Annotated in this window: 20 protein-coding genes; 12 read left to right on the plus strand and 8 right to left on the minus strand. The window is 62.1% G+C overall.

The annotated features are described in order from the left end of the window. Nucleotides 1–19: 19 nt before the first annotated feature. On the minus strand, nucleotides 20–1,009 hold the full coding sequence (locus ACQR1X_RS21545; protein ID WP_315803594.1) for a zinc-dependent alcohol dehydrogenase family protein: 990 nt from the start codon (nucleotides 1,007–1,009) through the stop codon (nucleotides 20–22). A 250-nt stretch (nucleotides 1,010–1,259) separates the two neighbouring features. Here ACQR1X_RS21545 and ACQR1X_RS21550 point away from each other — a divergent pair, with 250 nt between their 5' ends. Further along, nucleotides 1,260–3,953 (plus strand): bifunctional acetate--CoA ligase family protein/GNAT family N-acetyltransferase, encoded by a 2,694-nt coding sequence (locus ACQR1X_RS21550; protein WP_316180043.1) that lies wholly within the window; start codon nucleotides 1,260–1,262, stop codon nucleotides 3,951–3,953. A gap of 38 nt (nucleotides 3,954–3,991) precedes the next feature. Here ACQR1X_RS21550 and ACQR1X_RS21555 read toward each other — a convergent pair whose 3' ends face one another. Both ACQR1X_RS21555 and ACQR1X_RS21560 read right to left on the minus strand, forming a co-directional pair. After that, complete coding sequence (locus tag ACQR1X_RS21555) at nucleotides 3,992–4,498, minus strand: phage holin family protein (protein WP_434872603.1); 507 nt, start codon at nucleotides 4,496–4,498, stop codon at nucleotides 3,992–3,994. Next, nucleotides 4,499–4,768, minus strand: a complete 270-nt coding sequence (locus tag ACQR1X_RS21560) for a hypothetical protein (RefSeq protein ID WP_315803591.1) — start codon at nucleotides 4,766–4,768, stop codon at nucleotides 4,499–4,501. It lies immediately after the preceding gene. A gap of 161 nt (nucleotides 4,769–4,929) precedes the next feature. Here ACQR1X_RS21560 and ACQR1X_RS21565 point away from each other — a divergent pair, with 161 nt between their 5' ends. The 3 genes from ACQR1X_RS21565 to ACQR1X_RS21575 are packed head-to-tail and all read left to right on the plus strand — an operon-like array spanning nucleotide 4,930 to nucleotide 7,952. Beyond that, nucleotides 4,930–6,066 (plus strand): MlaE family ABC transporter permease, encoded by a 1,137-nt coding sequence (locus tag ACQR1X_RS21565; RefSeq protein WP_315803590.1) that lies wholly within the window; start codon nucleotides 4,930–4,932, stop codon nucleotides 6,064–6,066. A 2-nt stretch (nucleotides 6,067–6,068) separates the two neighbouring features. Next, on the plus strand, nucleotides 6,069–6,848 hold the full coding sequence (locus ACQR1X_RS21570) for an ABC transporter ATP-binding protein (RefSeq protein WP_315803589.1): 780 nt from the start codon (nucleotides 6,069–6,071) through the stop codon (nucleotides 6,846–6,848). Nucleotides 6,849–6,851: 3 nt separating this feature from the next. Further along, nucleotides 6,852–7,952, plus strand: coding sequence for an ABC-type transport auxiliary lipoprotein family protein (locus ACQR1X_RS21575; RefSeq protein ID WP_316180045.1), 1,101 nt, complete (start codon nucleotides 6,852–6,854; stop codon nucleotides 7,950–7,952). Between the two features lie 10 nt (nucleotides 7,953–7,962). Here the strand turns inward: ACQR1X_RS21575 and ACQR1X_RS21580 are convergent, their stop codons facing one another. Next, nucleotides 7,963–8,280, minus strand: a complete 318-nt coding sequence (locus ACQR1X_RS21580) for a c-type cytochrome (protein ID WP_315803587.1) — start codon at nucleotides 8,278–8,280, stop codon at nucleotides 7,963–7,965. A gap of 140 nt (nucleotides 8,281–8,420) precedes the next feature. Here ACQR1X_RS21580 and ACQR1X_RS21585 point away from each other — a divergent pair, with 140 nt between their 5' ends. Continuing rightward, nucleotides 8,421–9,134: a helix-turn-helix domain-containing protein gene (locus ACQR1X_RS21585; RefSeq protein WP_315803586.1), complete on the plus strand. Its 714-nt coding sequence runs from the start codon at nucleotides 8,421–8,423 to the stop codon at nucleotides 9,132–9,134. Between the two features lie 572 nt (nucleotides 9,135–9,706). Beyond that, the gene (locus tag ACQR1X_RS21590) at nucleotides 9,707–10,438 is read left to right on the plus strand and encodes a Crp/Fnr family transcriptional regulator (RefSeq protein ID WP_315803585.1); all 732 of its coding nucleotides are present in this window, start codon (nucleotides 9,707–9,709) and stop codon (nucleotides 10,436–10,438) included. On the opposite strand, the gene ACQR1X_RS21595 is transcribed toward ACQR1X_RS21590, so the two are convergent. From ACQR1X_RS21595 to ACQR1X_RS21605, 3 genes are read right to left on the minus strand one after another with little or no spacing between them, the layout of a single operon-like run. After that, nucleotides 10,420–10,848, minus strand: coding sequence for a TRAP transporter large permease subunit (locus ACQR1X_RS21595; protein ID WP_315803584.1), 429 nt, complete (start codon nucleotides 10,846–10,848; stop codon nucleotides 10,420–10,422). The genes ACQR1X_RS21590 and ACQR1X_RS21595 overlap by 19 nt on opposite strands. 59 nt (nucleotides 10,849–10,907) lie before the next feature. Then, complete coding sequence (locus ACQR1X_RS21600; RefSeq protein WP_315803583.1) at nucleotides 10,908–11,906, minus strand: TRAP transporter substrate-binding protein; 999 nt, start codon at nucleotides 11,904–11,906, stop codon at nucleotides 10,908–10,910. A gap of 55 nt (nucleotides 11,907–11,961) precedes the next feature. Further along, the gene (locus ACQR1X_RS21605; RefSeq protein ID WP_409997950.1) at nucleotides 11,962–12,648 is read right to left on the minus strand and encodes a GntR family transcriptional regulator; all 687 of its coding nucleotides are present in this window, start codon (nucleotides 12,646–12,648) and stop codon (nucleotides 11,962–11,964) included. A 367-nt stretch (nucleotides 12,649–13,015) separates the two neighbouring features. Here ACQR1X_RS21605 and ACQR1X_RS21610 point away from each other — a divergent pair, with 367 nt between their 5' ends. From ACQR1X_RS21610 to ACQR1X_RS21630, 5 genes are all read left to right on the plus strand, one after another. Then, nucleotides 13,016–15,103 (plus strand): molybdopterin oxidoreductase family protein, encoded by a 2,088-nt coding sequence (locus ACQR1X_RS21610; RefSeq protein WP_315803581.1) that lies wholly within the window; start codon nucleotides 13,016–13,018, stop codon nucleotides 15,101–15,103. 184 nt (nucleotides 15,104–15,287) lie between these two features. Continuing rightward, a complete protein-coding gene (locus tag ACQR1X_RS21615) occupies nucleotides 15,288–15,554 on the plus strand; it encodes a hypothetical protein (protein ID WP_315803580.1) in 267 nt (88 codons plus the stop codon). 271 nt (nucleotides 15,555–15,825) lie between these two features. Continuing rightward, nucleotides 15,826–19,251, plus strand: coding sequence for an acyl-[ACP]--phospholipid O-acyltransferase (locus ACQR1X_RS21620; protein ID WP_434899518.1), 3,426 nt, complete (start codon nucleotides 15,826–15,828; stop codon nucleotides 19,249–19,251). Next, entirely contained in the window at nucleotides 19,251–19,988 is a 738-nt protein-coding gene (locus ACQR1X_RS21625) for an esterase/lipase family protein (protein ID WP_315803791.1), read from the plus strand. The genes ACQR1X_RS21620 and ACQR1X_RS21625 overlap by 1 nt, the downstream gene beginning before the upstream one ends. A 72-nt stretch (nucleotides 19,989–20,060) precedes the next feature. Further along, nucleotides 20,061–20,840, plus strand: a complete 780-nt coding sequence (locus ACQR1X_RS21630; protein ID WP_434837785.1) for an enoyl-CoA hydratase/isomerase family protein — start codon at nucleotides 20,061–20,063, stop codon at nucleotides 20,838–20,840. Between the two features lie 369 nt (nucleotides 20,841–21,209). On the opposite strand, the gene ACQR1X_RS21635 is transcribed toward ACQR1X_RS21630, so the two are convergent. Then, on the minus strand, nucleotides 21,210–22,418 hold the full coding sequence (locus tag ACQR1X_RS21635; protein WP_316216917.1) for a TIGR03032 family protein: 1,209 nt from the start codon (nucleotides 22,416–22,418) through the stop codon (nucleotides 21,210–21,212). Between the two features lie 180 nt (nucleotides 22,419–22,598). Here ACQR1X_RS21635 and ACQR1X_RS21640 point away from each other — a divergent pair, with 180 nt between their 5' ends. Then, entirely contained in the window at nucleotides 22,599–25,922 is a 3,324-nt protein-coding gene (locus ACQR1X_RS21640) for an autotransporter outer membrane beta-barrel domain-containing protein (RefSeq protein WP_434899519.1), read from the plus strand. The last annotated feature ends 176 nt before the right edge of the window (nucleotides 25,923–26,098 follow it).

Consider the following 26,098-nt stretch of genomic DNA (forward strand, 5'->3'; position numbering starts at 1 on the left):
CGGGGTTACCACATTCACTTCAAAAGTCCGGGATAAGCACCGCCGCGCCGACGACGTCACCCCGCCTCAGGCGGGCCAGAACGTCATTTGCGTCGGACAGCGGATAGGGCGTCGTATGGGTCCGTATCTGAGCCTGCTGCGCGACCTGCAGGAAATCGAGACCGTCCTGTCGCGTCAGGTTGGCGACGGACACCACTTGGCGTTCTCCCCAGAGAAGGGAATAGGGAAACGTCGGAATGTCGCTCATATGGATACCTGCGCAGACCACCCGGCCACCCTTCCGAACAGCCCGCAGAGCGGCCGGAACAAGCTCGCCAGCTGGCGCGTAGATGATGGCCGCGTCCAGAGCAACATCGGGACGCTGGCCCGCCGCTCCGGCCCATGTGGCGCCAAGTTGGCGAGCCAGATCCTGCGCAGCCTCGTCGTGCTCGCGGGTGAACGCATAGATCTGACGCCCCTGCCAGCGGGCCACCTGGGCAACGATGTGACCGGCCGCGCCGAATCCGTAGATGCCAAGCCTCTCGGCTTCCCCTGCCATGACCAGGGATCGCCAGCCGATCAGGCCGGCGCACAACAGAGGTGCGGTGGCGATGTCATCCTCCAGACCATCGAGCGGGAATGCATAATTTGCGTCGACGACGGTGTGGGTCGCATAGCCGCCATCGCGCGTATAGCCGGTAAACGTCGGCTGGTCGCAGAGATTTTCCATACCACGTGCGCAGAACGCGCAATGGCCGCATGTATGCCCCAGCCATGGAATTCCGACGCGTTCGCCGAGCCTGTGCGTCGTCACACCAGGACCAATCTGATCGACATGACCGACGATCTCGTGTCCGGGGATGAGCGGATACCGGATGTCGGGAAGCTCACCGTCGTACACATGCAGGTCAGTGCGACACACGCCGCATGCCCTGATCTTGACCCGGATCTCACCGGGACCAGGATCGGGGTCCGCGAGTGTCTCGGGCTGCAGAGGCGCTCCAGGCTTTCGCAGAACCATCGCTCGCATCGGAGAGCCTCCCGGACGAATTTGCAGGGTAATAAGATAATCAGCCCGGCAATCGTTTGATGCTCATCAAGGACTTGGTCCGAATACTGCGGCCTACCGAGCAGAACCGGCAGGCGCAGTCAGGGAACGGAGCGGGGTTGCATCCGTCACCATGCTGGGATGATAAGTCGCGCTAGACCGGCTGCGGATTGAAACTAAGATCAGTCTCCGGGATTCACCCGCCTTTCACCGACTGATGTTGGACGTGCAAATGTCGACCTACCGAATGCGGAACCTGCTTTTGCCACGCTCCATCGCTCTGATCGGAGGAAGTCCGCGACCGAACTCGGTAGGGAAGGCCATTCTCGACAATATCGTCAAGGCGCGGTTCGAGGGCAAGCTTGGCCTGGTCAATTCTCGCTATCGGGAAATATCCAATATCGCAGCCGTTGGCAGCCTCGCCGAACTGGCGTTTGTGCCGGAACTGGTGGTGATCACGACGCCCCCCCCTTCGATCCCGGATCTCATTCATCGCGCAGGCGCGTTGGGGACGGCAGGGGCTTTGATCATTACCTCGGGTCTCGGGCACGGAGAGGGGTCGCTCGCCGACCAGGCCGAGAAGGCGGCGCAGAAATACGGCATGCGTCTCATCGGGCCGAACTGTCTCGGAATCATGATGCCTACCATCAAGCTCAATGCGAGCTTTTCGGCACACATGCCGGTTGCAGGAAGCTTGGCGCTCATTTCCCAGTCCGGCGCTATCGCGGCGGGGATGGTAGATTGGGCTGCTCAGCGCGGTGTTGGGTTTTCTGGAATCGTCTCGATCGGCGATCAGTTGGACGTCGATCTCGCAGATCTTCTGGACCACTTCGCGTTGGACGGTGGGACCCGCGCGATCCTGCTCTACATCGAAGCCGTCAAGGACGCGCGAAAGTTCATGTCCGCGGCGCGAGGGGCGGCAAGGGTCAAGCCGGTTGTGGTCGTAAAGTCGGGCCGCGGTGCCGTCGGTGCGCAAGCTGCGGCGACACATACGGGCGCGCTGGCGGGAGCCGATGCCGTCTATGATGCGGCTTTTCGCCGGGCCGGCGTTCTGCGGGTCTCCGATCTGCGCGAGTTGTTCGACTGCGCCGAAACGCTGGGGCGGGTGGAGTCGCCCATGGGCAAGAGGCTCGCCATTCTCACGAATGGCGGCGGGATCGGCGTGCTCGCCGTGGATCGACTGGTCGAGCTCGGAGGCGTGCCTGCCGCACTTTCGCCGGTCGTACACGACAAACTTGACGCCATCCTGCCGCCGACCTGGTCCGGATCCAACCCGGTCGACATCGTCGGCGATGCCGATGCCGCACGCTACACGCTCGCGCTCGAAGCGCTGCTCGCCGATCAAGCCAACGATGCAATTCTCGTCATGAATGTTCAGACCGCGATTGCATCCGCGAGCGCCATCGCCACGGCTGTCACCGAGTTCGTCAGTACCTATCGAAAGCAGCACCGGCGCTGGGCAAAGCCGGTTCTGGCGGCATGGGTCGGCGCGGAGCAGCCGGTCATCGAGACCTTGAGCGGGGCAGGAATTCCGAACTATCCAACCGAGGATGATGCCGTTCGCGGCTTCATGCATCTCGTTCGTCATCGGGAGGTGGTCGAATCGCTTGCCGCTGTCCCGCCGGCCATGCCGAGCTCTTTTGCGCCCGACGTCGACGCAGCCCGCGGAATTATAGCGACAGCCCTCGCCGACGGGCGGACCTGGCTCGATCCGGTCGAGATCAGTCGCCTGCTGGAGGCTTACGATATTGCGATGGTGCCGACGTTCGCTGCGTCGTCGGTCGACGAGGCGGTCGGGTATGCGGAACAGTTGTTCGCTCAAGGCACAACTGTCGTTCTCAAGATTCTGTCGAGAGATATCATTCACAAATCCGACGTCGGCGGTGTCGTGCTCAATCTCACCACGGCCGAGGCCGTGCGTAACGCGGCGAACGAGATCATGGCCCGCGCGAAGGCCCTTCGGCCCGACGCACGGATTTCCGGCGTGATCGTGCAAGCCATGATCGTCCGCGCCAAGGCGCGGGAGCTGATCATGGGCATTGCCGACGATCCGATCTTCGGAACCGTGATCGTGTTCGGCAGGGGCGGTACCGCCGTCGAGATCATCAACGACAAGGCGCTCGGTCTGCCTCCGCTCGATCTCCATCTGGCGCGAAACCTCATCGAGCGGACGCGCGTCTCACGATTGCTGCGCGCTTATCGTGATGTCCCCGCGGTCAAGCCCGATGCAGTCGCACTGGTGCTGGTCAAGCTTGCGCAGCTTGCAGCAGACGTTCCCGAGATTCGCGAACTCGATATCAATCCGCTGCTCGCCGACGAGAGCGGCGTCATGGCCGTCGATGCGCGCGTCGCCGTCGGCAGGGTTCCGCCGAAATTCAAAGGCTCTGGTCCGTCGAATTTCGCCGTTCGGCCCTATCCCAGCCAATGGGAACGGCATCTCCAGGTCAAGGACGGCTGGCGGATCCTTGCGCGGCCGATCCGACCCGAGGATGAGCCAACCATTCATGAGTTCCTCAAGCATGTCACTCCGGAAGACCTGCGTCTTCGATTCTTTGCCCCCATGAAGGAGTTCACGCACGAGTTCATCGCGCGCCTGACGCAGCTCGACTATGCGCGCGCGATGGCTTTTGTGGCGCTCGATGAAGCGACAAACGAACTGGTCGGCGTCGTGAGGATTCACTCCGACTCGGTTTACGAGAGCGGGGAGTACGCAATCCTGTTGCGGTCGGATCTCAAGGGACGCGGACTCGGCTGGGCATTGATGCAGCTGATCATCGAATATGCCAAGTCGGAGGGCCTGAAGATGATCTCCGGTGACGTCCTGCAGGAGAATGTCGTCATGCTGGAGATGTGTAGGAACCTCGGTTTCGAGGTCAGAACCGATCCAACCGAGCGCGACCTTTGCAATGTCAAACTCAGGCTCTAAGCTTAGGTGTTTGGTGTCCTCTCACCGGATCCATCGGTTCAGGTCGGATGGTGGTCGTCATTGGACGGTGGCCTCGCCGCCTCGCCTTCGGAGGCGCCATGCGAGCGGAGAGTTCTGATGATCATCGTCGCAATGGGAACGATGAGCAGCGGAATGAGGCTGTTGATCGGATGGTTGACCACGCTCGAGATCCGGGACTGCAAAGCTCGTGCTTCCAACTGCAGCGAGTCCATCGCCGAGGAGTGAATCTCGTTGGCTAGTTCGAGTTCCCGGCCGGACGGTGCACGGGATGCGATGATCAGGAGGATCGCCGCAATCGCGATATTGCAGGCTCCGAGTGCTGCGGCTGCCACGACCGCAGAGGTGATCTGGACCAACGCAAGGTAGGCCGCCAGCTCGAACATCAGGAGGCCAAAGACGGCGATCAGCGCCGCAAAGGCCCGGAGGCCGAGTCCGACGAGCAGATGCCGGAGCCTGATGTCGGCAATGACCCGGTCCGTCCGCCAGAGAAGGCGCAAATGTTTAACGACATTTTCGGTATCCACTTAAGTTCTCCGCAGCAGGAGGCCAACCGCGAGCCCGAAGGCGAAGGCCGAAGCTGTCGCCGCGATCGGACGATCCCTGATCATCCGCTCCACCTGAACGTCGGTCTCACTTAGACGCATGTCTAGCCCCTCGATCGCTGCAGCGAGCATTCCGGCAGCTGGTTGCGCGTCCGGGTTGTCACGCGGCGCACCCGCGCCCCGCAACAGCTGGCTTAGCTCGCGCGTCAGGCTCTCCAACTCGGTCCGGAGCGTCGTCGGGTCGATGGCCATGTTTTGTCCTCGGGTCAAAATCACTGTAGAACGTAGCTCGGCACGATGCTTGATTTCGCTCAACCCGTTGCGCTGACGGGATTGACGCAGATCAAGCGAGGCAGATCGGCGCGATTTAGGAACGGGTGTGCCTCGGCACGCCGACTGAGGGAGACATCCAATTGCGTGCTCATCCGGGACTGACCGCCGCGACGACGGAGGATGTGCTCGAGCTTCGTCCGAGCGGATCATGGGTGTCCCTGAACGTGGCAGAGCTCGAGAGCTTGACCAGCTCTGTCGGCAACAGCATCAACAGCGCGACTGCGGTGAAGCTTGATCTTGGAGCCGTCAGCGAAATCGATACCGTGGGTGCTTGGTTGCTTGAGAAGCTCGGCCGCCGGGCTGCTGTTGGCGGTCGGCGGGTCGAGACGACCGGGGTGGCAGAAAACTACATCGGCCTCGTCGAGGAGGTCCGGCAGGTCAATCGACGAGCCGTCGCGCCGGCACCGAGACTGAACCCGATCCTTGCCAAACTCACCGACCTCGGTCGTTCGAGTCTGGGGGCCGCCCAGGATATCAAGGTGTTTCTGGACATGTTGGCCGCGCTGTTCTTTGCGCTGCTGCGGACGCTGCGCCGGCCGCGATCTCTGCGCGTGACCTCCCTCGTCTATCAGATGTACCGCATCGGATGGCAGGCCATTCCAATCGTGGTGTTGATCACTTTCCTGATCGGCGCCATCATTGCCCAGCAGGGGATCTTCCATTTTCGACGTTTCGGTGCCGAGTCTTACGTCGTCGACATGGTCGGAATTCTGGTCCTGCGCGAGCTTGGCGTTCTGATCGTCGCGATCATGGTGGCAGGACGGTCGGGAAGCGCCTACACGGCCGAGCTTGGATCGATGAAGATGCGCGAGGAGATCGATGCGCTGGTGACGATGGGACTTGATCCTGTCGAGGTGCTGATCCTGCCCCGTATCGTTGCGTTGATCTTGACCTTGCCAATTCTCGCCTTCATTGGCTCGATGGCTGGCCTGTATGGAGGAGGGCTGGTGGCCCAGCTCTATGGCGGCATGGGACCGGCAATCTTCATCGCCCGGCTACACGATGCCATCTCGGTGACGCACTTCGAAGTGGGAATATTGAAGGCGCCGTTCATGGCCTTGGTGATCGGCATTGTCGCCTGCAGTGAGGGACTTCGTGTGAAAGGTAGTGCCGAATCGCTGGGGCAACAGACTACGACATCCGTGGTGAAGTCCATTTTCCTGGTCATCGTGCTCGATGGTCTTTTCGCCGTGTTCTTTGCGTCCATTGGAATGTAGCAATGGATGATCTTGGCGTGTCCAGCGCGATCCGCGTGACCGATCTCGTTGTCGGGTTCGGCCGGCAGCTCGTTCTGAACGATCTTTCGCTCGACGTTCGTCGCGGTGAGATTCTCGGGTTGGTAGGCGCGTCAGGCGGCGGAAAATCCGTCCTGATGCGGACGATCATCGGGCTCATTCCTCGGCGCAGCGGGTCTATCGAGGTCATGGGGACAACCCTTGGGAGCGCCGAGGAGCGGACGACGCAGGCGGCAGCGAAGCGCTGGGGAATTCTGTTCCAGCAGGGAGCTCTGTTCTCGTCACTGACGGTCAAGCAGAACGTTCAGTTTCCGCTGCGCGAGAGCCTGCAGATGTCGCAGGAGTTGATGGATGAGATCGCGATAGCCAAGCTCGAAATGGTCGGCCTTCGCGCAGAGGACGGTGATAAATTCCCAGCCGAGCTATCCGGTGGCATGACGAAGCGCGCGGCGCTGGCGCGCGCCCTCGCTCTCGATCCGGCGATCGTATTTCTTGACGAGCCGACCTCCGGCCTCGATCCGATTTCCGCCGGCGACTTCGATGCCCTGATCAAGACGCTCCAGCTGACGTTGGGATTGACGGTGTTTATGGTGACCCATGACCTCGCCAGCCTCAACACGGTCTGCGACCGTGTCGCTGCGTTGGCCGATGGCAGGATCGTGGCGATTGGTCCTATGAGCGACCTCCTCCGATCAGAACATCCATGGGTCAAAGCCTATTTTCACGGCAAGCGATCCCAGATGCTGCAACCAAAAGCGAGTTGAAAGATGGAAACCCGTGCACCCTTCGCTGTCATCGGCGGCTTCGTGCTGGCGGCCATCGTCGCAATCTTTGGCTTCGTTTACTGGCTCAACAACACCGGAGGACTCGGTCCTCGCACGACCTATCACGTGCAGTTCGAGGGCTCGGTGCCCGGCCTGCTGGTCGGGGCTGCCGTTCTGTTCAATGGAATCCGGGTCGGCGAGGTGACCGAGCTCGGTCTGGCGGCGAACGATCCGCGTCGGGTCAACGCAACGATTTCCGTGGCGTCGACGACTCCCGTGCGCGCCGACACCAAAGTAGGGTTGGAATTTCAGGGGCTGACAGGAGTGCCGGTGATCGCGCTGGAGGGTGGCGCGTCGGCAGGAGCGGCGAGTGCCGTATCGACCTTGATTGCAGAACCGGGCGCCGGACAAAGCATGACGCAGGCCGCCCGGGACGCCCTGCGGCGTGTCGATGCAGTTCTTGCGGAGAATGCAGGGCCGCTCAAAGATACGATCGCCAACCTCAAGACATTCTCAGACGGCCTTGCGCGGAATACCGGCAAGCTCGATGGAATCGTCTCGGGTCTGGAGAAAATGACGGGAGGCGGTGCTCCAGCACAGAAAGTCACCTATGATCTGAGCGCGCCGCGAGAACTGGGGCCGGTCAACAAGACCATCAAGGGGCAGCTTGCGATACCTGAGCCCACGGCCGTGGCGATGCTGCAGACTCAGCGCATGCTATTCACGCCAACAAAGGATTACCCGGGGTTCGGTGATTTCCTGTGGGCTGACAGCATCCCCAAGTTGTTGCAATCACGTCTGATCGATGCCTTCGAGAATTACGATGTGGCCCACGCTCCGCTGCGGACATCCGATCTGGGCCAGCCGGATTTTCAGCTGCTGATTGATGTCCGCCGTTTCCGGATCAATGCCGATACCGCCGCGGTGGAGATCGGCCTGTCGGCTCGCCTCGTCGACAAGAACGGCAAGGCCATCGCGTCTCGGCTGTTTGACGAAAACCAGCCCGTTGCCCGGCTTGATCCTGCTGATGCCGTGTCCGCCTTCGACGAGGCCTTCGGCCGGATCGCCAAATCGATTTTGACCTGGACGATACAGGCGCTCTGAATCGACGGGGCTATTCCAAGCTCTTCAAATACGAGAGCAGATCGTGGATCTGCGGCGGCGCGAGCTGGAACTGGGGCATGGCCGGGTGACCAGTCATGATCCCCTCCGCGAGCGCTTCGCCCAACGATTCGATCGGGTAGCGGAGATGTAGGCTGCGGAACGGAGGGGCCGGTTCGAAGGGGCTCTCTCCCGTTCGACCGATGGCGTGACATCGTGCGCAGTGGGCCTTCGCGAAAGCCTGTCCGCGTTGCTCTGCTGTCGACGCTGCGTATGACGGTGTCGCCAACATCGTGGCGGCGAGAAGGTGGCACAGAACAAGCCGCTGCATTCACGATATCCATTGGTGTTGGGAGTGGCGGCCACGATAGGGCCCGGATTGTTGGTTCGTTTGATTTGAATCAATCGGAACTTCGAGCGTCCGTTAGAATGCAACCATTCGCTTTGCGCTTGGCCCACCGGAGCCCTCGTATGAAGACGTCTCTTGTTGCAATCGATTTCCACGGGCAGGCCTGTGCCGATTGTGCCGTGCGGGGATTCAGTGTCTGTGCGTCGCTCGACCAGTTTGAGATGCGCGAATTCGAGCACCTCAGCCGCCGAGCCCATTTTGCGACCTGCGAGACGGTTTTCGCGCAAGAAGATACATCGTCCTGCTTCTACAATTTATTGGATGGGGTCATGAGGCTCTACAAGCTTCTCCCCGACGGACGCAGGCAGATCGTCGGATTTGCGCTGCCCGGCGACTTCGTCGGCATGACGACGGAGGAACGGCACGGATTTTCGGCTGACGCGATCGGTCCCGTCACCGTCTGCCAGTTCGCGAAGGGACCGTTCGGACGCTTTGCCGAGGACAAGCCGAATCTGCTGCGCCGGATGAACGAACTGGCCGTGCAGGAGCTGAATCAGGCGCGTGATCACATGGTACTTCTCGGACGCCGATCAGCCGAGGAGAAGGTCGCGACATTCCTCGTTGGCTGGAGGGATCGGCTGGTGGAGCTTCGGGGGGCCTCTAACATGGTACCGTTGCCGATGAGTCGGCAGGATATCGCCGACTATCTCGGGCTCACCATCGAGACCGTCAGTCGAACGTTCACGAAGCTCGAACGGGAGGGCATCATCGCGATCCTGCCCGGGGGCGTCTCGCTTCGGGACTCGGCGCGAGCTGAAGCAATGGCTGCTGCCTGACATCGCGGGCGAAATCCGTATTGCATTGATCTGGATCAAGGACTGTCGCGCAGCCGATAGGGAACTGTGTCTCAAACTCGAACAGGGGGAGAGAGACATGCCGCTGGACGCTATGATGGTCAGCTTTGCAGTTGTGGGGGTTTTTGTCGGGTTCGCTGCGGTCCTGCTTTGGGCTGATTCACAGACAAGGCATCGGGTGTGAGGTACAGGCTGCCCTTGGGCTGCGGCATCTTGCGCTCAGAAGAGTAGCGCTGCCGGTCCGACGGGGCGGCTGGACGACTCTCACGCGTTGCACAATGTATGCAGGGCCCGTCCCGGCGGCGTAAACGCCTCCGGCGTCGATTGGCACATGGCTTCGCCGTTGAGCGTTCGCCGCATTTTCCTGGACAATCCGCCGATCTGCCGTATTCCGAGATGCAATGAAATCGAGGATCGGTGGTCGCAAGTCCGAGGGATCGTTTTTGCTGGTGGCTGTAGGCGTGTCCATAGTCCCCTGATATCCGCGGGGCCTTGGCCACCAGCTTTGGACATTTCCCTTGGGCGGCGGTATTCGGACGCCTGGGAGATGCGGTGTGACTGAGGAAAAGCGGGCGAGCGTCCGACCTACCAATAACGGCAAACTGTCGGTGCTGCGTCAGCATCCGATTTTTCGTGAGCTCGAGGCTGATGCGGTCGATCAGCTCTGCCGCTACGCCAAGCCGACATCGCTCAAGCGCGGTGCAACCATCTTCTCAAAAGGCGATCCTGGCTCGAGCTTATATGCCGTGATCAGTGGCACCGTCAAAATCAGTGTCTCGTCGCCCGACGGCCGCAATGCCATCCTGAACCTGATCAGCGCGGGTGAGATATTCGGCGAGGTCGCCGTGCTCGACGGACGAGAACGCACAGCCGATGCAACGGCCAACACGAATTGCGAGATACTGGTCATCGATCGGCGCGAATTCCTGCCGTTCGTGAAGAGCCAACCGGTGCTGGCAATGAAATTCATCGAGCTGCTTTGCGATCGGCTGCGCTGGACCAGCGACCAGGTCGAGCAGGTCATCCTTCAGGATCTTCCTCGCCGCCTTGCCAGTGCACTGCTCGGCCTGACCGACAAGCGCAAGCTGGATGCCGCGAGCCGCACCATTGCCATCACTCAGCAGGAGATCAGCGAAATGGTCGGCATGACGCGGGAGAGCATCAACAAGCAATTGCGTGCGTGGGCCGCGCGGGACTGGGTCCGCCTCGAGCACGGGGCGATCGTTCTTCTGAATCCCGAGCCGCTACGCGGATTGGCAGAGACCGGTCAAGACGAGGACGAGTAGGGGCCGAGAGGCATTTTCCGGCGTCCTGCTGAACCGATGATGGCCGCATCCGGCCAGCGATCGATCGTGATCTTGACCGCATCCTTGGCTGGAACCTGCCGGCTGTGGGGATGGTCTTCGCGATAGGCGAACACGGTACAGAGCAGGATCCGCGAGAAGCCGAGCAGCAGTCCCGGGAATATACCCGCCATGAGCAGCGCGCTGATCGAGAACGCCCCACCGGTCGCGCGCGAGTACAGGACGGCGTTGTGGCTTGGTGGCGCCAGTACAACAGGACGGCCATCGGTTCGGGCCAGAAGGTCGCGCTGTTCAGGACGTAGGCGCGTGAAGACCGCCCAAAGGATGAGGGCTGAGATCAGCACGAGCGCCGTCACGCCCGCGATGACGCAGGCGAGATGCAGCGCATCCATCGCCGGAGATGGAGTCCGGCCATCGTAAGCCTCCCGATCGTCCGAACCGAGCGCGCGGTCTACGCGATGTCCTGAATGCGCTTAATCAGTTCTTGGTGCTTCGGACCGTATTTGTCCCAGACCGGCTTTACGGCCTTCTGGAACGGCGCCTTGTCGGCGATTTCGACGATTTCGGAGCCGGCGGCCCTGGCCTTCTCCATCGCTTCCCGCTCGTAGACCTTCCAGAGTTCGCGTTCCTCCATCTGTGCTTCGCGTGCGAACTTCTTGATCAAGGTCTGGTCGTCGGTCGACAGGTTCGCCCAGGCGCGCTTCGAGAACGCGAGGACTTCTGGAATGACGAGATGCTGGGTGAGCGAATAGTACTTCGCGGCCGTGTAGTGACTGCTGAAGACGTAGCTCGGTAGATTGTTCTCGGCCCCGTCGATCACGCCGGTCTGCAGCGCGCTGAAGACCTGATCGTACCCCATCGCGACGCCGTTGCCGCCGAGCGCGTTCATCATGTCGATGAAGATGGGATTGCCGATCACGCGAATCTTCAGCCCCTTCACGTCCTCCACCGTCCTGATGGGCTTCTTGGTATTGTAGATGCTGCGCGCACCCGAATTCATCCAGCAGAGTGCGACGAGATTTGCGCTGGCATTGGCGCTGACGCGGTCCAGAAGGTCCTGACCGATCGGACCGTCCATCATCTTTTCCGAATGTTCGATGCTCTTGAACAGGAAGGGCATGTTGACGACGTTGACGTCATCGACGATCGGGCCGAGCGCGCCGGCGCTGACCCGCAGCATCTGGATCGCCCCGATCTGGGTCTGCTCGATGGTCTCTTTCTCGCCGCCGAGCTGAGCGGACGGATACATCTGGATCGACAGCCTGCCGCTGGTGGCCGCCGCAAGCTTCTTGCCGAGGTTTTCTGTTGCTGCAACCGTCGGATACCCCGGCGGCTGAACGTCGGATGCCTTGAACACCGCCTTCGATTGCGCAAGGGCGGCCGAGATCGGCGGCAGCGTTGCAACGCCCGCAAAGCCCACGCTCAGTCTGATGAAATCGCGTCTTTTCATGGCGTCTCTCCGCCGAAGTGATCGTGTCGCCGCAAGGTTCGATGCGATCATCTCGCTAGCTTGGTTGATCGAAATACTCTGGATTCTTGGTCTGAATTTCAGAGATGTCGTCGAGCAGGCGTTCCAGATGACTCGCCATGGCAGCCCGGGCACGATCCGGATCGCGCCGTTCGATGGCCTGAAGGATTGGTTCGTGCTCTGCGATCACTTCGGCCATCCGTCCGATCTGCGGCAAGGTCAGGCGGCGATAGCGGTCGACGTGAACCTTGACCTGAACGATCAGCTTCCAGATACCGGGATAGCCGGCGACCTCGGCGATGCCAGCGTGAAACATCTCGTCGGCCTGGTGGAAGGCTTCGCGATCCTTTGCGGCGCAGGCCTCGCGCTGACGTTCGAGGGTCGCATGCAGGTTGAGCAACTGGCTCGATGTTGCATGCTCGGCCGCCAGCCGTGCGGTGGTCTCTTCGAGAGACTTTCGGATGATGATGGTCTCGGGGAGTGCTGCGACCGGAATGCGCGAGACGAAGATGCCGGACTGCGGAAAGATCTCGACCAGCCCTTCGTCCGAGAGCTTCAGAATGGCCTCGCGGACCGGTGTCCTGCTGACGCCATAGGCCGTCGCGATCTGCGCTTCCGAAATCGGTTCGCCCGGCAGGCGCACGAGCGACACGAGTTCCGACCTGAGATCGGTGTAGATGCGTGACGCTGCTGTCGCGCCGCGGGGTCGACCATTGCGGCGCATGCGGGCCACCACGGGCCGTGGCGCTGCGGCCAATTTCCTCGGGGGGCGACCGGACATTTTCGTTTCCTCACCTGATATATTAATATATGAAAATCGCTTTGCAATTGAAATTGCCGTCAGCTGAGGGCTCGTGATGGTGCGCTGCGATGTAGACCGTCGCAGGCAGCAAACACGAGCGCGCAACAAAGCCTATCGTCTTTTCTTGCCGTCTTCATCTCGCCCCTAACGGCGGATCAGCCGTCGTCGGCGGCGACTTGTGCGCGTCCAGAACCAGATCTGCGGTGATGCAGACACGTACGAATCTTGTTCATGCGAATGCCTCGCGAATGCTCTCGGCGGATGCATTCTTTGATGCTACCAATCGGGCATGAACCAGCAGACCCGCGTCGATATCCGCCATTCCACCTGCCCGCACGATTGTCCGTCCGCCTGCGCGCTCGACGTCGAAGTGCTCGATCGGAAGACGATCGGCCGCGTTCGCGGCTCGAAACGGCAGACCTATACGGCTGGCGTGGTTTGCGCCAAGGTCGCGAGATATGCCGAGCGGATTCATCATCCTGAAAGGCTGATGCATCCGATGCGTCGCGTCGGTCCGAAAGGATCAGGGCATTTTGCACGCATCTCCTGGGACGAGGCATTGGACGAGATCGCGGAGCGGTTTCTCCAGGCGGAGCGGGATTTTGGCGCTCAGTCGGTATGGCCGTATTATTACGCGGGCACGATGGGTCTCGTGATGCGCGACGGCCTCAATCGTCTCACCCATGTGAAGAAGTATTCGCGATTCTACTCGACGATCTGCGCCAATGTCGCGCGTATCGGCTTTGCCATCGGCACCGGGAAGATCGCCGGCGTCGATCCGCGGGAAATGGCGCTCTCGGACCTGGTCGTGATCTGGGGCACGAACCCGGTGAACACGCAGGTCAATGTCATGACTCATGCCGCGCGCGCCCGAAAAGAGCGGGGCGCCAAGATCGCCGCGATCGATGTCTACGACAATGAGACGATGAAGCAGGCCGACATCAAGATCATCCTGCGCCCGGGCACCGACGGCGCCTTTGCCTGCGGCGTGATGCACGTGCTGTTTCGCGACGGCTTTGCCGACCGCGCCTATATGGAGAAGTACACGGACTGCCCTGCGGAACTCGAAGCGCATCTGCAGACGCGGACGCCGCAATGGGCATCGCAAATCTCTGGCGTTCCCGTGGCCGAGATCGAGGCGTTCGCCCGTCTGGTCGGAGAGACGAAGCGCACCTTCTTCCGGCTGGGTTACGGCTTCACCCGTAGCAGGAACGGTGCCACGCAGATGCATGCGGCATCCTGCATTCCCGCGGTGACGGGCGCCTGGCAGTACGAAGGAGGCGGGGCCTTCTTCAACAACGCCGCGCTTTGGCACTTCGATGAGTCGATCATCGAGGGCCATGACGCCGTGGATCATTCCACCCGCTTCCTCGATCAGTCCCAGATCGGGCGCATCCTGACGGGAGACGCGGTGGCCCTCTGTGGAGGCCCGCCAGTCAAGGCGATGCTGATCCAGAACACCAACCCGATGACGGTGGCGCCCGAGCAGGAGCTGGTTCGCAACGGATTTGCGCGCGAAGACCTTTTCGTCGCCGTCCACGAGCAGTTCATGACCGAGACGGCGCAGATGGCGGACATCGTGCTGCCCGCCACGATGTTCATGGAGCATGACGATCTCTATTACGGCGGCGGCCATCAGCACATCTCGGTCGGACCGAAGCTGATTGATCCACCGGGTGAGTGCCGCTCCAACCACGAGGTGCTGCAAGGCCTGGCGCGGCGGCTGCGGGCTGTGCATCCGGGCTTCGAGATGTCGCCGCGCGAGCTGATCGATGCGACGTTGAAGAAGAGCGGCCATGGCGATATCGCCGGGCTCGAGGCCGATGTCTGGCGTGACCTTCAGCCGGACTTCCGCACGTCGCACTATCTCGACGGCTTCGCGCACAGGGACGGCAAATTCCACTTCAAGGCCGACTGGGCTCATCCGCCATTCGGACGCGTCATGGGCAATCCGGAGCGCATGCCGTCATTGCCCGACCATTGGGCGGTGACCGAAGAGGTCGATCAGCAGCATCCGTTCCGGCTTGCAACCAGTCCCGCACGCTCGTTCCTCAACACCTCCTTCAACGAGACGCCATCGTCGCAGGCGCGGGAAGGGGCCCCCTCCGTCATGATCCATCCGCTGGATGCAGCCCCGCTCGGCATCGTCGACGGCGACATCGTCACGCTCGGCAATGAGCGCGGACAGACCTCGCTTGCGGCCCGGCTGTTCGACGGAGTCCGGCGCGGAGTGTTGATCGCCGAATCGATCCATCCCAATCGCGCCCATGTCGGGGGACGCGGCATCAACGTGCTCACCGCCGCCGACACCGTCGCCCCGATCGGGGGCGCGGCCTTCCACGACAACAAGGTCTGGCTGCGCAAATCGGCAGGCTGACCCACTGGGGCAAGCCGAGTTATCGAAAATCCCTTCTGATTCGAGGGCCTTATTCGCCCCTCACCCGGAGAGGCGGGGCTCGCAGGATCATTTTACCCTTCTTGACGTTTCACATTCTCTTCTTGAGCGCCGCTCAAAAGTGCGATATATATTTTGAGCGTTGCTCAAAATATGGAGAAGTCTCATGCAGGTTCTCGACTCTCGCGCTCCCCATTTTTTTTCGACCAATGCGCCGACAGGACTGAACGGTCTCGCGCGGTTCGCGTCTCACCTTTTGACGGCGCGCGTCGAGCGGATCGCAAATGCTTGTGATGTTGCCGGTCTGCTGGCTGCGCGGCGAACGAGGCGGCTGGCGGGACAACGTCTGTTTCGTGCCGCCGGGCGCGAAGGGCACCGGCTGCGCCGTGGCGGCCTGTTCGGCTGCTTCCACTACCTGAGCGAACTGACCTGACCTCGTCTCAAATCCCGATCTGATGCGCAACGAAGCGGTCACCATGTCCTCGCGTCCCACCCCCTCCGTCCCGTTGCCATCGGTCTGGATAAGCCTTTTGCACACGACCTTCGCGCTATTTTCCGTCCTGGTCGGCGACCAACAACAGAACGCCTAACCGCATGACCGCGTCTAACGGGATGCATCGCCGGCTCCGCCTCATTTCATCACCAACCTTCAAGACTCTTGCGATCCTTGCGGCCAAGCCGCTGCAGCACACCAGGAATCGATCATGATCAAGCAGTTGATGTCGTCGCGCCGTTTTGCCCCGCTGTTCTGGGCTCAATTCTCCTCGGCGCTGAACGACAACGTCCTGAAGAATGCGCTGGTCATCATGCTGCTCTATGGCGCCGTGGCAACGCATGGCGACGCGCTTGTGACCGTGGCGGGCGCCGTCTTCATCTTTCCGTTCTTCATCCTGTCCGGGCTCGGCGGCGAGCTGGCGGATCGATATGTTAAGGGAATCGTGGCGCGCCGGCTCAAATTCGCGGAGATCTTCGCCGCAACCTTTGCGGCGCTGGGCTTCTTTCTGCATTCGATCCCGCTGCTGTTCGTCGCCCTCGGCATGTTCGGTGTCATTGCCGCGCTGTTCGGTCCCGTGAAATACGCCATGCTGCCCGATCAACTGACGGTCGGTGAGCTCGCAACCGGCAACGCGCTGGTCGAAGGCGCGACCTTCATGGCCATCCTGATCGGCACCATCGCCGGCGGCCAACTCGTCTCCGGCTCGTCGCACATGGGATGGGTCGCTCTCGCCGTCATCGGCCTCGCGGTGATCTCCTGGGCGTCGGCCTCGCGCATTCCGCACACGTCGCCGTCGGCCCCCGATCTGCGCATCACGGCCAATCCCTGGACCTCGACCTCGCACCTTCTCAAGTCGCTGTACGCCGCGCCGCGGCTGTGGGACGGCATGGTGATCGTGTCTTGGTTCTGGCTGGTCGGCGCCGTCGTGCTGTCGCTGCTGCCGGCGCTGGTCAAGGATGTCGTCGGCGGCACCGAGGGCGTGGTCACTCTGTGCCTCGCCATCTTCGCGATTGGCATTGCCATCGGCTCGCTGTTCGCAGCGCATCTCAGCCACGTCAGGCCGAATCTCGCGCTGGTGCCGATCGGCGCCATCCTCATGGGCGTGCTCGGCCTCGATCTGTCCTGGGCGATCGGGACGACCGAGGCCGCAAAGGGCCTCACGCCGCTCGCCTTCGTCGGCTCTTGGGCGGGCGCGCGCATGCTGATCGATTTCGCCGTTTTCGCCTTTGGCGGCGGCCTGTTCGTGGTTCCGGCGTTCGCCGCCGTGCAGGCCTGGTCGGAGCCGACCGAGCGCGCCCGGGTCATCGCTGCCGGCAATGTGCTGCAGGCCGCCTTCATGGTGGTCGGCTCGCTGGGCGTAGCCGGCCTGCAGGCCGCGGGCGTCTCGATCGCCTGGATCTTCTTCGGTCTGGCTTTGGCCAGCTTCGGCGCCGTCTGGTTCGTGCTCAACAAATGGGGCAGGGAGGGCGTGCGCGATTTCGGCGCGATGCTGTTCCGTGCTCTGTTCCGCACCGAAGTGCGCGGCCTGGAGAACCTGCCGCCAGCCGGCACCCGCATGCTGATCGCGCCGAACCATGTCAGCCTGATCGACGGTCCGCTGCTGCACGCGGTGCTGCCGATCGATGCGACCTTCGCCGTCGACACCGGGATCTCCAAGGCCTGGTGGGCGAAGGTCTTCCTGAAGCTGGTGAGCCACATCACGATCGACCCGACCAAGCCGCTCGGTGCTCGCGACCTGATCAAGCTGGTCGCCAGCCAGGAGCCGGTGGTGATCTTCCCCGAGGGCCGCATCACGGTGTCGGGCTCGCTGATGAAGGTCTATGACGGCACCGCAATGATCGCCGACAAGGCCGACGCCATCGTGGTGCCCGTTCGCATCGAGGGCGCGCAGCGCTCGCATCTCAGCTATCTCAAGGATGGCCAGATCAAGCGCTCCTGGTTTCCCAAGGTGACGGTGACGATCCTGCCGCCGGTGAAGCTCACCATCGATGCGGCTCTCAAGGGCAAGACCCGCCGCAATGCGGCCGGCGCGGCGCTGCAGGACGTGATGATCGACGCCATGGTCAAGAACGCCATGCTGGATCGGACGCTGTTCGAGGCGCTCGCCCATGCCCATCGCGACCACGACACCGGCAAGGTGATGATCGAGGATCCGCTCGGCACCAAGCTGACCTATCGCAAGCTGCTGCTCGGCTCGCAGGTGCTCAGCCGCAAGCTCGAGCAGGGCACGATGGTGGGCGAGAACATCGGCCTGTTGCTGCCGAACTCCGCCGGCGTCGCCGTGGTGTTCATGGCGCTGCAGTCGATCGGCCGCGTGCCGGCAATGCTGAATTTCTCCGCCGGCCCGGTGAATGTGCTGGCGGCAATGAAGGCGGCGCAGGTCACGACCGTTCTGACGTCGCGGGCCTTCATCGAGAAGGGCAAGCTCGACAAGCTGATCGCGGCGATCGAAGGACAGGCCCGCCTGGTCTATCTCGAGGACGTCAAGGCCTCCGTCAGCCTGGCCGACAAGATCAAGGGGATGATCGACGGCACCAAGCCGCGCGTCGCCCGCAATGCCGACCATCCGGCGGTGATTCTGTTCACGTCCGGCTCCGAAGGCACCCCGAAGGGCGTCGTCCTGTCCCATCGCAACATTCTCGCGAATGCCGCGCAGGCATTGGCGAGGGTCGATGCCAACGCTAACGATCTTGTGTTCAATGTTTTGCCGGTCTTTCACTCCTTCGGCCTCACTGGCGGCATGATGATGCCCATGTTGGCGGGCATCCCGATCTACATGTACCCGTCGCCGCTGCATTACCGGATCGTGCCCGAACTGATCTACCAGACCGGCGCCACGATCTTGTTCGGCACCGACACCTTCCTGACCGGCTACGCGCGCTCCGCTCATGCCTACGATTTCCGCACCCTGCGGCTGGTCATTGCCGGCGCCGAGCCGGTCAAGGATCGGACACGGCAGATCTACATGGAGCGTTATGGCATCCGCGTTCTCGAAGGCTATGGTGTCACCGAGACTGCGCCGGTGCTGGCGATGAACACGCCGATGGCCAACCGTGTCGGCACCGTCGGCCGCCTGTCGCCGCTGATGGAGTACCGACTCGACAAGGTGCCGGGCATCGAGGAGGGCGGACGGCTTTCGGTCCGCGGCCCCAACGTCATGCTCGGCTATGTCAGGGCCGAAAATCCCGGCGTGCTCGAGGCACTGCCGGAGGGCTGGCACGACACCGGCGACATCGTCACCATCGACGCGCAGGGCTTCATCACGATCAAGGGCCGCGCCAAGCGCTTTGCCAAGATCGCCGGCGAGATGGTGTCGCTGACGGTGGTCGAGCAGATCGCCGCGGCTTTGTGGCCGCAGGCAGCCTCGGTCGCGGTGTCGATCCCCGACCAGCGCAAGGGCGAGCGCATCGTGCTGATCACGACGCAGAAGGATGCCGAACGCTCCGCGATACAGCGTCAGGCCAAGGCGCAAGGCGCGCCGGAGCTTGCGGTGCCGGCCGTCGTGATGGTGGTCGACAAGATCCCGCTGCTCGGCTCGGGCAAGACCGACTATGTCGGCGCCAAGGCGCTTGCCGAGGCGAGTGCGGCAACCGCTACGACGGAGCGCGAGCCGGAGGAGCGGGAAGTCGCGTGATCGCATCGCTGCGCCGGCGTTCTCAGCACAGTGGCCCCCGCGACGCGGGGGTTGTGCTGCTGCATGGCATCGCCGGCCGGTCATTGATGCTGCGTCCGCTGGAAAAGCGGTTGCAGCGCGCAGGTTTTGCGACGCTGAACCTCGACTATGAGAGCCGCAAGAAGCCGCTCGAGTTTCTTGCTGACGACATCCGCCCGGCGATCGCCGATTTCGCCGCCGGGATCGACGGTCCGGTCCATTTCGTCACCCACTCGATGGGCGGGCTGCTGGCACGGGTCGCGATCGCGAAGCATCGGCCGGCGCGGCTCGGCCGTGTCGTCATGCTGGGAACGCCCAATGGCGGCAGCGAGCTCGCCGACCGGCTGCAGAACGTCGGGCTGTATCGCGCCTATTTCGGGCCGGCAGGCCTGCAACTGGTGACCACGAAAGACGTCACGCTCGCCTCCTTGCCGGCCGCCGACTACGAGATCGGCGTGATCGCCGGCAACCGTTTCCTCGACCCGATCGCCGGGCTGTTCCTGCTGCCATGGCCGAACGACGGCCGCGTCTCGGTCGAGAGCTGCAAGCTCGTCGGGATGACGGACTACACGACCGTCAAGGCCTCGCACGTGGGACTGCTGGTGCATCCGACGTCGTTCCGGCAGACCATCGCGTTCCTGCGTACCGGCCAGTTCGAGCCTGCGCGTCCGCTGCTGCGCGGCGTCATCGATGAGATCGGCCGCCGCGCGGCCTCCTGACGCAAGTTTTCCTTGCTCCTCGCGGCTATCCCGCGACAATCTCGCATCCGACAGCAAGCGACAGGCAAGGCGATGACCGACGACAGCGTGATTCTCGACAAGCGCGGGCAGGCCCTCTGGATCACCATCAATCGTCCGGAGAAGCGCAACGCGCTGAATGGCGACGTCATCGCCGGCATCTCGCGCGGCTATCGCCAAGCGCATGACGATCCCGGGGTGCGCGTGATCGTGCTGACGGGGGCGGGCGACAAGGCGTTCTGCGCGGGCGCCGACCTGCAGAACTCCGGCGCGGCGTTCGCGATGGATTTCTCCCGTCCCAATGTCGACTATGCCGATCTGCTCAGGCTGTCGCAGAATGCCACCAAGCCGGCGATCGCGCGGGTCGGCGGCGTCTGCATGGCCGGCGGCATGGGCCTGCTGTGCATGACCGACATGGCGGTCGCGGCCGACCACGTCCTCTTCGGCCTTCCGGAGGTGAAGGTCGGCGTGTTCCCGATGCAGGTCCTGAGCCTCTTGCAGAGCATCGCGCCGCCGCGTCTCGTCAACGAATGGGCGCTCACGGGCGAGCCGTTCGACGCCAAGGCTGCACAGGCCGCCGGGTTGCTCAACCACGTCGTGCCGGCGGCCGAGCTCGACGGCAAGATCGACTGGCTGATCGGCCGCCTCGTCGACAAGTCGCCGACAGCCATCCGCCGCGGCAAATACGCCATGCGCGCCATCGCCTCGATGTCGTTCGACGAGTCCATCGCCTATCTCGAAAGCCAGATCGCGCTGCTGGCGATGACCGAGGACGCCAAGGAAGGCCTGAAGGCATTTGCCGAGAAGCGCAAGCCGGTGTGGCCGGGGAAATGATTTCGCTCGTATGATGAGGTCGTCATTCCGGGGCGCGCGTAGGGCGAGCCCGGAATCCATACTCCCGATGGCGGTTATGGATTCCGTGCCCACGCCTTGCAGGCGCGGTCCGGAATAACGCTGGTGGAGACGTGCGCGCGTTCTCAACATCGTCGCCATCGTCGAGCAACAGAATATATTCGTCAGCAATCTCGCGGCGCCGTGCGCCCGAGTCCCGTTCTGGTCTCAGCACTCAGAGATGAAGAGGGCGCAGGGCAGGTGAATCGGCTTATACGTGATCTCTCTGGTGCCCCGGGCTTTCGGGTCACCGTCACGTGCGTGCGGCCTGCCGTCTTTGAGGAGCACTTGTTCCTCGGCTAGCGTGCAACTCTACGCCCGCCACGGGGACCCCACTCCCGGCGCTCGTTTCTGCACAGGCCAAGCGCTCTGAGCGGCATCAATCGGATCATGGGTGACGAGATCAAGGATCTCGTTGTTGGCGAAGCCGATCGCCATGGGGCGCACCACGTCTGCCACCACGCCCAGATCGTAGAATTCGGTTACCGCCCCGTCGATCCGAAACCAGTTTTCGCAGACACCGGTATCGAGATTGATTAATTGGATTCCGCACCACGGTTCGGAATCGGTTTCGGCTAACCGGCGATCCAGTGCGAGACCCTCGAACCGCTCATAGCGAGGTTTCGACAAGCCAACGAAGGCATGGTTGCCGAAAAACGCGAGCCCGCGCACGAAGCCGGGACAGAAGGCCAAAACCTGGAACGTCGCGCCGGCTGCTGAATGCGCGATCCACCCGATCTCCCCTGTGCCCGAGTTAAGCACCCACAATCTCCCGCGATAGAGTCGGGGGGAATGAGGCATCGAGAGACCGCCGATCACTATCTCGTTGGAGTGCACGTCGACGACGATGCCGCCATCGGAGCGACGGTCGCGCCAGCCATCGACGGTATCCGATTTGCTGATCGCGGTAACGTAGCGAGGGGTGCCGTCTTCGATGGCAAGTCCGTTCAGGTGACATCGGTCCTCCTTGACGATCTTCGAAATGAATGAAGGCTTCCACAGCGGCGTGAAGCTGTGCCGTTCCGATATTGAAGCAAGACAATTGTAAAGCGTGTTGACGAAGACGATGCGGCCATCGCTCAGCACCCCGACGTCGTGAACATCGAGCTCGCCGGTGGTGAATATCTGGCGCGGGACATAACAGGCATCGTGCAGATCGTTGATCCGCTGGCCGGGCGCAAGCACGTTCCTGAATTTCAGGATTTGGAACATCGTGGCGAGCAGAATCGTGTCTCTGTCCACGACGCAGAGTCCCATAGCCTTGTGAAAGAGGCGCTCGTGGACCAAGAGCCCGCCATCGACGTTCTGACCGAGGAAATAGAGTTTGCCGGATTGATAGGACGAACCCACGATGGCGATGCGCTGAGAACCAAGAAACTCGGGCAGTCCGGGGGACATGGAGTACCGAAGCGCCTCCCCGCCGGCTTGGCCGACCTGTTCCGCGGGAAGGCGCAGGCCAGTTTGATCGGCGGGCAAAATCTCGTTTGATTCGAATGTCGGCACATCGTCACGACAGCACATGGATGCTTCCCCAAACGGCGGTGGACCCGACAAGAGGCCGCGCCTCTTCAGCGCGGCCCAGGAGAGCGCCTCGAAAGACGGGATCGACCTACGACTTTGTGATCGAAGTGCGGCATCTCCTGGTTGTCGAGTGATTTTTGACATATAAAGGTTGAATTTCCCAGCCCAAGGAGGGGGCGCTTGTCCGACAGGTCTCTATGCCGGCAGCTGGTGCTGTCGTCTTCGATGCTGGTGGGTGCTGTTTCCGGCTATAGCCGCCGGGCCTACTCTGCTTGCGCCAATGTGGGCGGTTCCAATTGGGAATGCTCGGGGGCCAGCACCGCCCAGACGATTTCGGGCGCCAACGCGCACGTGACTGCGCTATCGGGATTCCGCATTACCACCGTCTCCGCGAATGCCCTCACGATCACCGGCGCTGGCGACCTTTCATACACCGATACGAACTCCTCTCCGTTTACCGCGAGCGCCGGTAACGGACTCAATATGACGACAACGGCCAGCGTTCCGGGCAGCATCACGGTCAATACCAACGGCGACATCACCGCCCTCAACTACGGCATTCGGGGCCGCAACCAGGGCACCGGCGCGCTCAACATCACGACCAATGGCGACGTCGTCAGCACGGGCACAACCGCGGTATCGCGGGGAATCGTGGCGATCAATTTCGGCACTGATCTGACCGTGACAACCGGCGCGGGCTCCAACGTTAGTGGCGCGCGCTATGGAATTCTGAGCCGCAACTACGGCACTGGATCGACGACCGTAACCGTCAATGGTGACGTCACGGCCGCCGGCACGACCGGCAGCGATGTCGCCCTTCTCGCGAGAGGGAACGCGGATGTCACGGTGACCACGACCGCCGGAACCGCCGTGAGCGGCCAGGAGAGTGGCATATTTGCGCGGAGCGATGGCAATGGCGCCGTAGAGATTACCGTCGCTGGCGACGTCACAGGAACCAATACGACGGGCATATATGCCAGAAGCGGAACGAGCGGATCGATTGCGATTGCGATCGGTGCCGGAAGCCACGTGACCTCGAATGGTACGGGGGCGGCTGGTTTCGCCATTGATACATCGAGCCTCGTCGTAAGCCCCACGACTCTCACTGTGGCCGGCACGCTAAACGGCGGTGCAGGCGGCGCGGTGCGATTTCATGGTTCGGCGAACCGGCTTGAGCTTCATCCAACCGCTGTGATCAACGGCAACGTCTTCGGCGGCGGCAGCGACACCCTTGCACTAGGCGGCACTGGTACAGCGAGCTTCAACGTCGCAACTGTCGGTGCAGGCCTGCAATACCAGGGCTTCGGGACGTTTCTCAAGGAAGGCAGCAGCCACTGGACGCTTACGGGCACCACTCCGCTCATCTCCAGCTTTGCCGTGAATGGCGGCCTGCTCGAGGTCGACGGAAGCATGCCAAACACCTCGATCACGGTGAACAGTGGCGCACTGCAACTCGGGAATGGCGGCAGCGGCGGTTCGATTGGCGGCAACGTCAACGACAATGGCATCTTCGCGATCAATCGTTCCGACAGCTACACGTTCGGTGGCATCATTTCCGGCACCGGGACATTCCAACAGCTTGGCTCCGGCACGACCATCTTCTCTGGCGCGAACACTTATACCGGCGGCACCACCGTCAGCGCCGGCACGCTGCAACTCGGGAATGGCGGCACCAGCGGCTCGATCGTCGGCGACGTGATCAACAATGGAATCTTGGCCTTCAATCATTCCGACAATTACACCTTCGGTGGAACGATCTCGGGCTCTGGTACCCTCGAGCAGAACGGCAGTGGCACGCTCGTCCTGAGCGGGGACAGCAGCTATACCGGCCCGACGTTCGTCAACGGCGGGATACTGGACGTCACGGGGACGCTTGCATCGACCGTGTTCGTCAACTCCGGGGCCCGGCTCACGGGCAATGGCACGATCGGGGGGCTCGGTGTTGCGAGCAGCGGAGTCGTTGCGCCAGGCAATTCGATCGGGACGCTTAATGTCTCCGGCGACCTATCCTTCGCCCCTGGCTCCGCCTACGAAGTCGAGACCAACACGACCGGGGCCGCAGACCGGATCGTGGCGACCGGCACGGCGAGACTCAATGGCAATGTTGTTGTCCTGCCGCAAAGCGGTGCCTATGGCTTCCGTACGACCTACAATATTCTCAATGCCACCGATGGCGTCATTGGTGCCTTCTCTGGGGTGAGCAGCAACTCTGCGTTCCTGTTTCCCAGCCTGACTTATGATGCCCACAACGTGTTCCTCTCGCTGACCCAGTCGACCTTCTTTCCGAGCGTCGCGCGGACGGCAAACCAGCTGGCCGTAGCCACCGCTCTCCAGGAAAGCTCGCCGGACAGCCGGCTTTTCGGCAGCGTGATCTTCCAGACGGCGGCCGGCGCGCAGCAGGCGTTCGACGCGCTATCGGGCGAACTTCATGCCAGCGCACGGACGTCCATTGTTGAAGACGGCCATTACGCCCGGGATGCCGTCCTCGGACGCTTGCGTCAAACTTCGTTTGAGGACCGTTTTGGGGCCTTTGCGGGTTTTGGCTCCGAAGGTCCGGCCGTGATCTACGGTGATGCCGATCGATCCCCGCCGAAGCACCTGGCCTATGTCGATACGGGCAGGCACATTTTCCGCGCTGGCAGCATTCCTTTGTCGGCCAACGCATCCACATCGCGGAATATTGCCTGGTGGGCTCAGGGAGTGGGGGCTTGGGGCACGGTTCATGGTGACGGGAGTGCTGCTGGTATGAGCAGACGCCTGAGCGGCTTCTTCAGCGGAGTAGACGGGCGGCTGGGAGACAACTGGCGGGCAGGCGTTGCACTCGGCTACACCAATTCGAGGATGAGCATCGATGCCCGTGCGAGCTCGGCCGATATCGAGAGCGCATTTTTCGGCGTCTATACAGGGTTGGGCGTGGGTGCCTGGAACGTCCGCTCGGGGGCACTTCTGAGTTTCAGCACGATTGGGAGCGCTCGCTCGATCAGCTATCCCGGTTTTCTCGAACGGGCGACCGGGCGCTATGGCGCGTGCAGCTCACAATTATTTGGTGAGATTGGGTATGATCTAAACCTCGCGAATGCTGTTGTGGAGCCATTCACAGGTTGGTCCTGGATCCATCTCCATACCAATGGCTTCGATGAGGCCGGTGACGTTGCCGCACTTTCCGTCGCATCGCGCGAGGAGGACGTGGGTTATACCGCGATCGGGTCGCGCGCGTCGGCGGTGATTGGATTGTCGGGCGGAATGGCGCTCAAACCTTCAGCATCGCTCGCTTGGCAACACGGGTTCGGCCAGCTTAAGCCGGAAGACTACCTGCTTTTCAGAAGCACGGGCGCTCGATTCGACATCGCCGGGGTGCCGCTCGCCCGCGATTCCGCCCTGGTGCAAACCGCGCTTGATCTGCGCACAGGCGCCAATACTGTCATAGGATTGTCCTATCGCGGCAATCTTTCGACCAGCACCCAGGATCATTCGGTCGAGGGGCACATCAAAATTCAATTCTAGCTCTATCCGGCAAAAGATATTCGGAGCGATGCACGAGGCGATTCGGCATCTTATCGAGACGTGCCTACGATTTGCCCGCGACTGCGCAGCACACTTTCGAGCGTTGCCTGGTTTTGTCCTTGCCGCAGATGAACAATGAGCTTGGATGATCTTCGTTTGCGACTGAAACCTTACAG

Origin of the sequence: Bradyrhizobium sp. HKCCYLRH3073 (assembly GCF_051167995.1) — a bacterium.
Classification (GTDB): domain Bacteria; phylum Pseudomonadota; class Alphaproteobacteria; order Rhizobiales; family Xanthobacteraceae; genus Bradyrhizobium.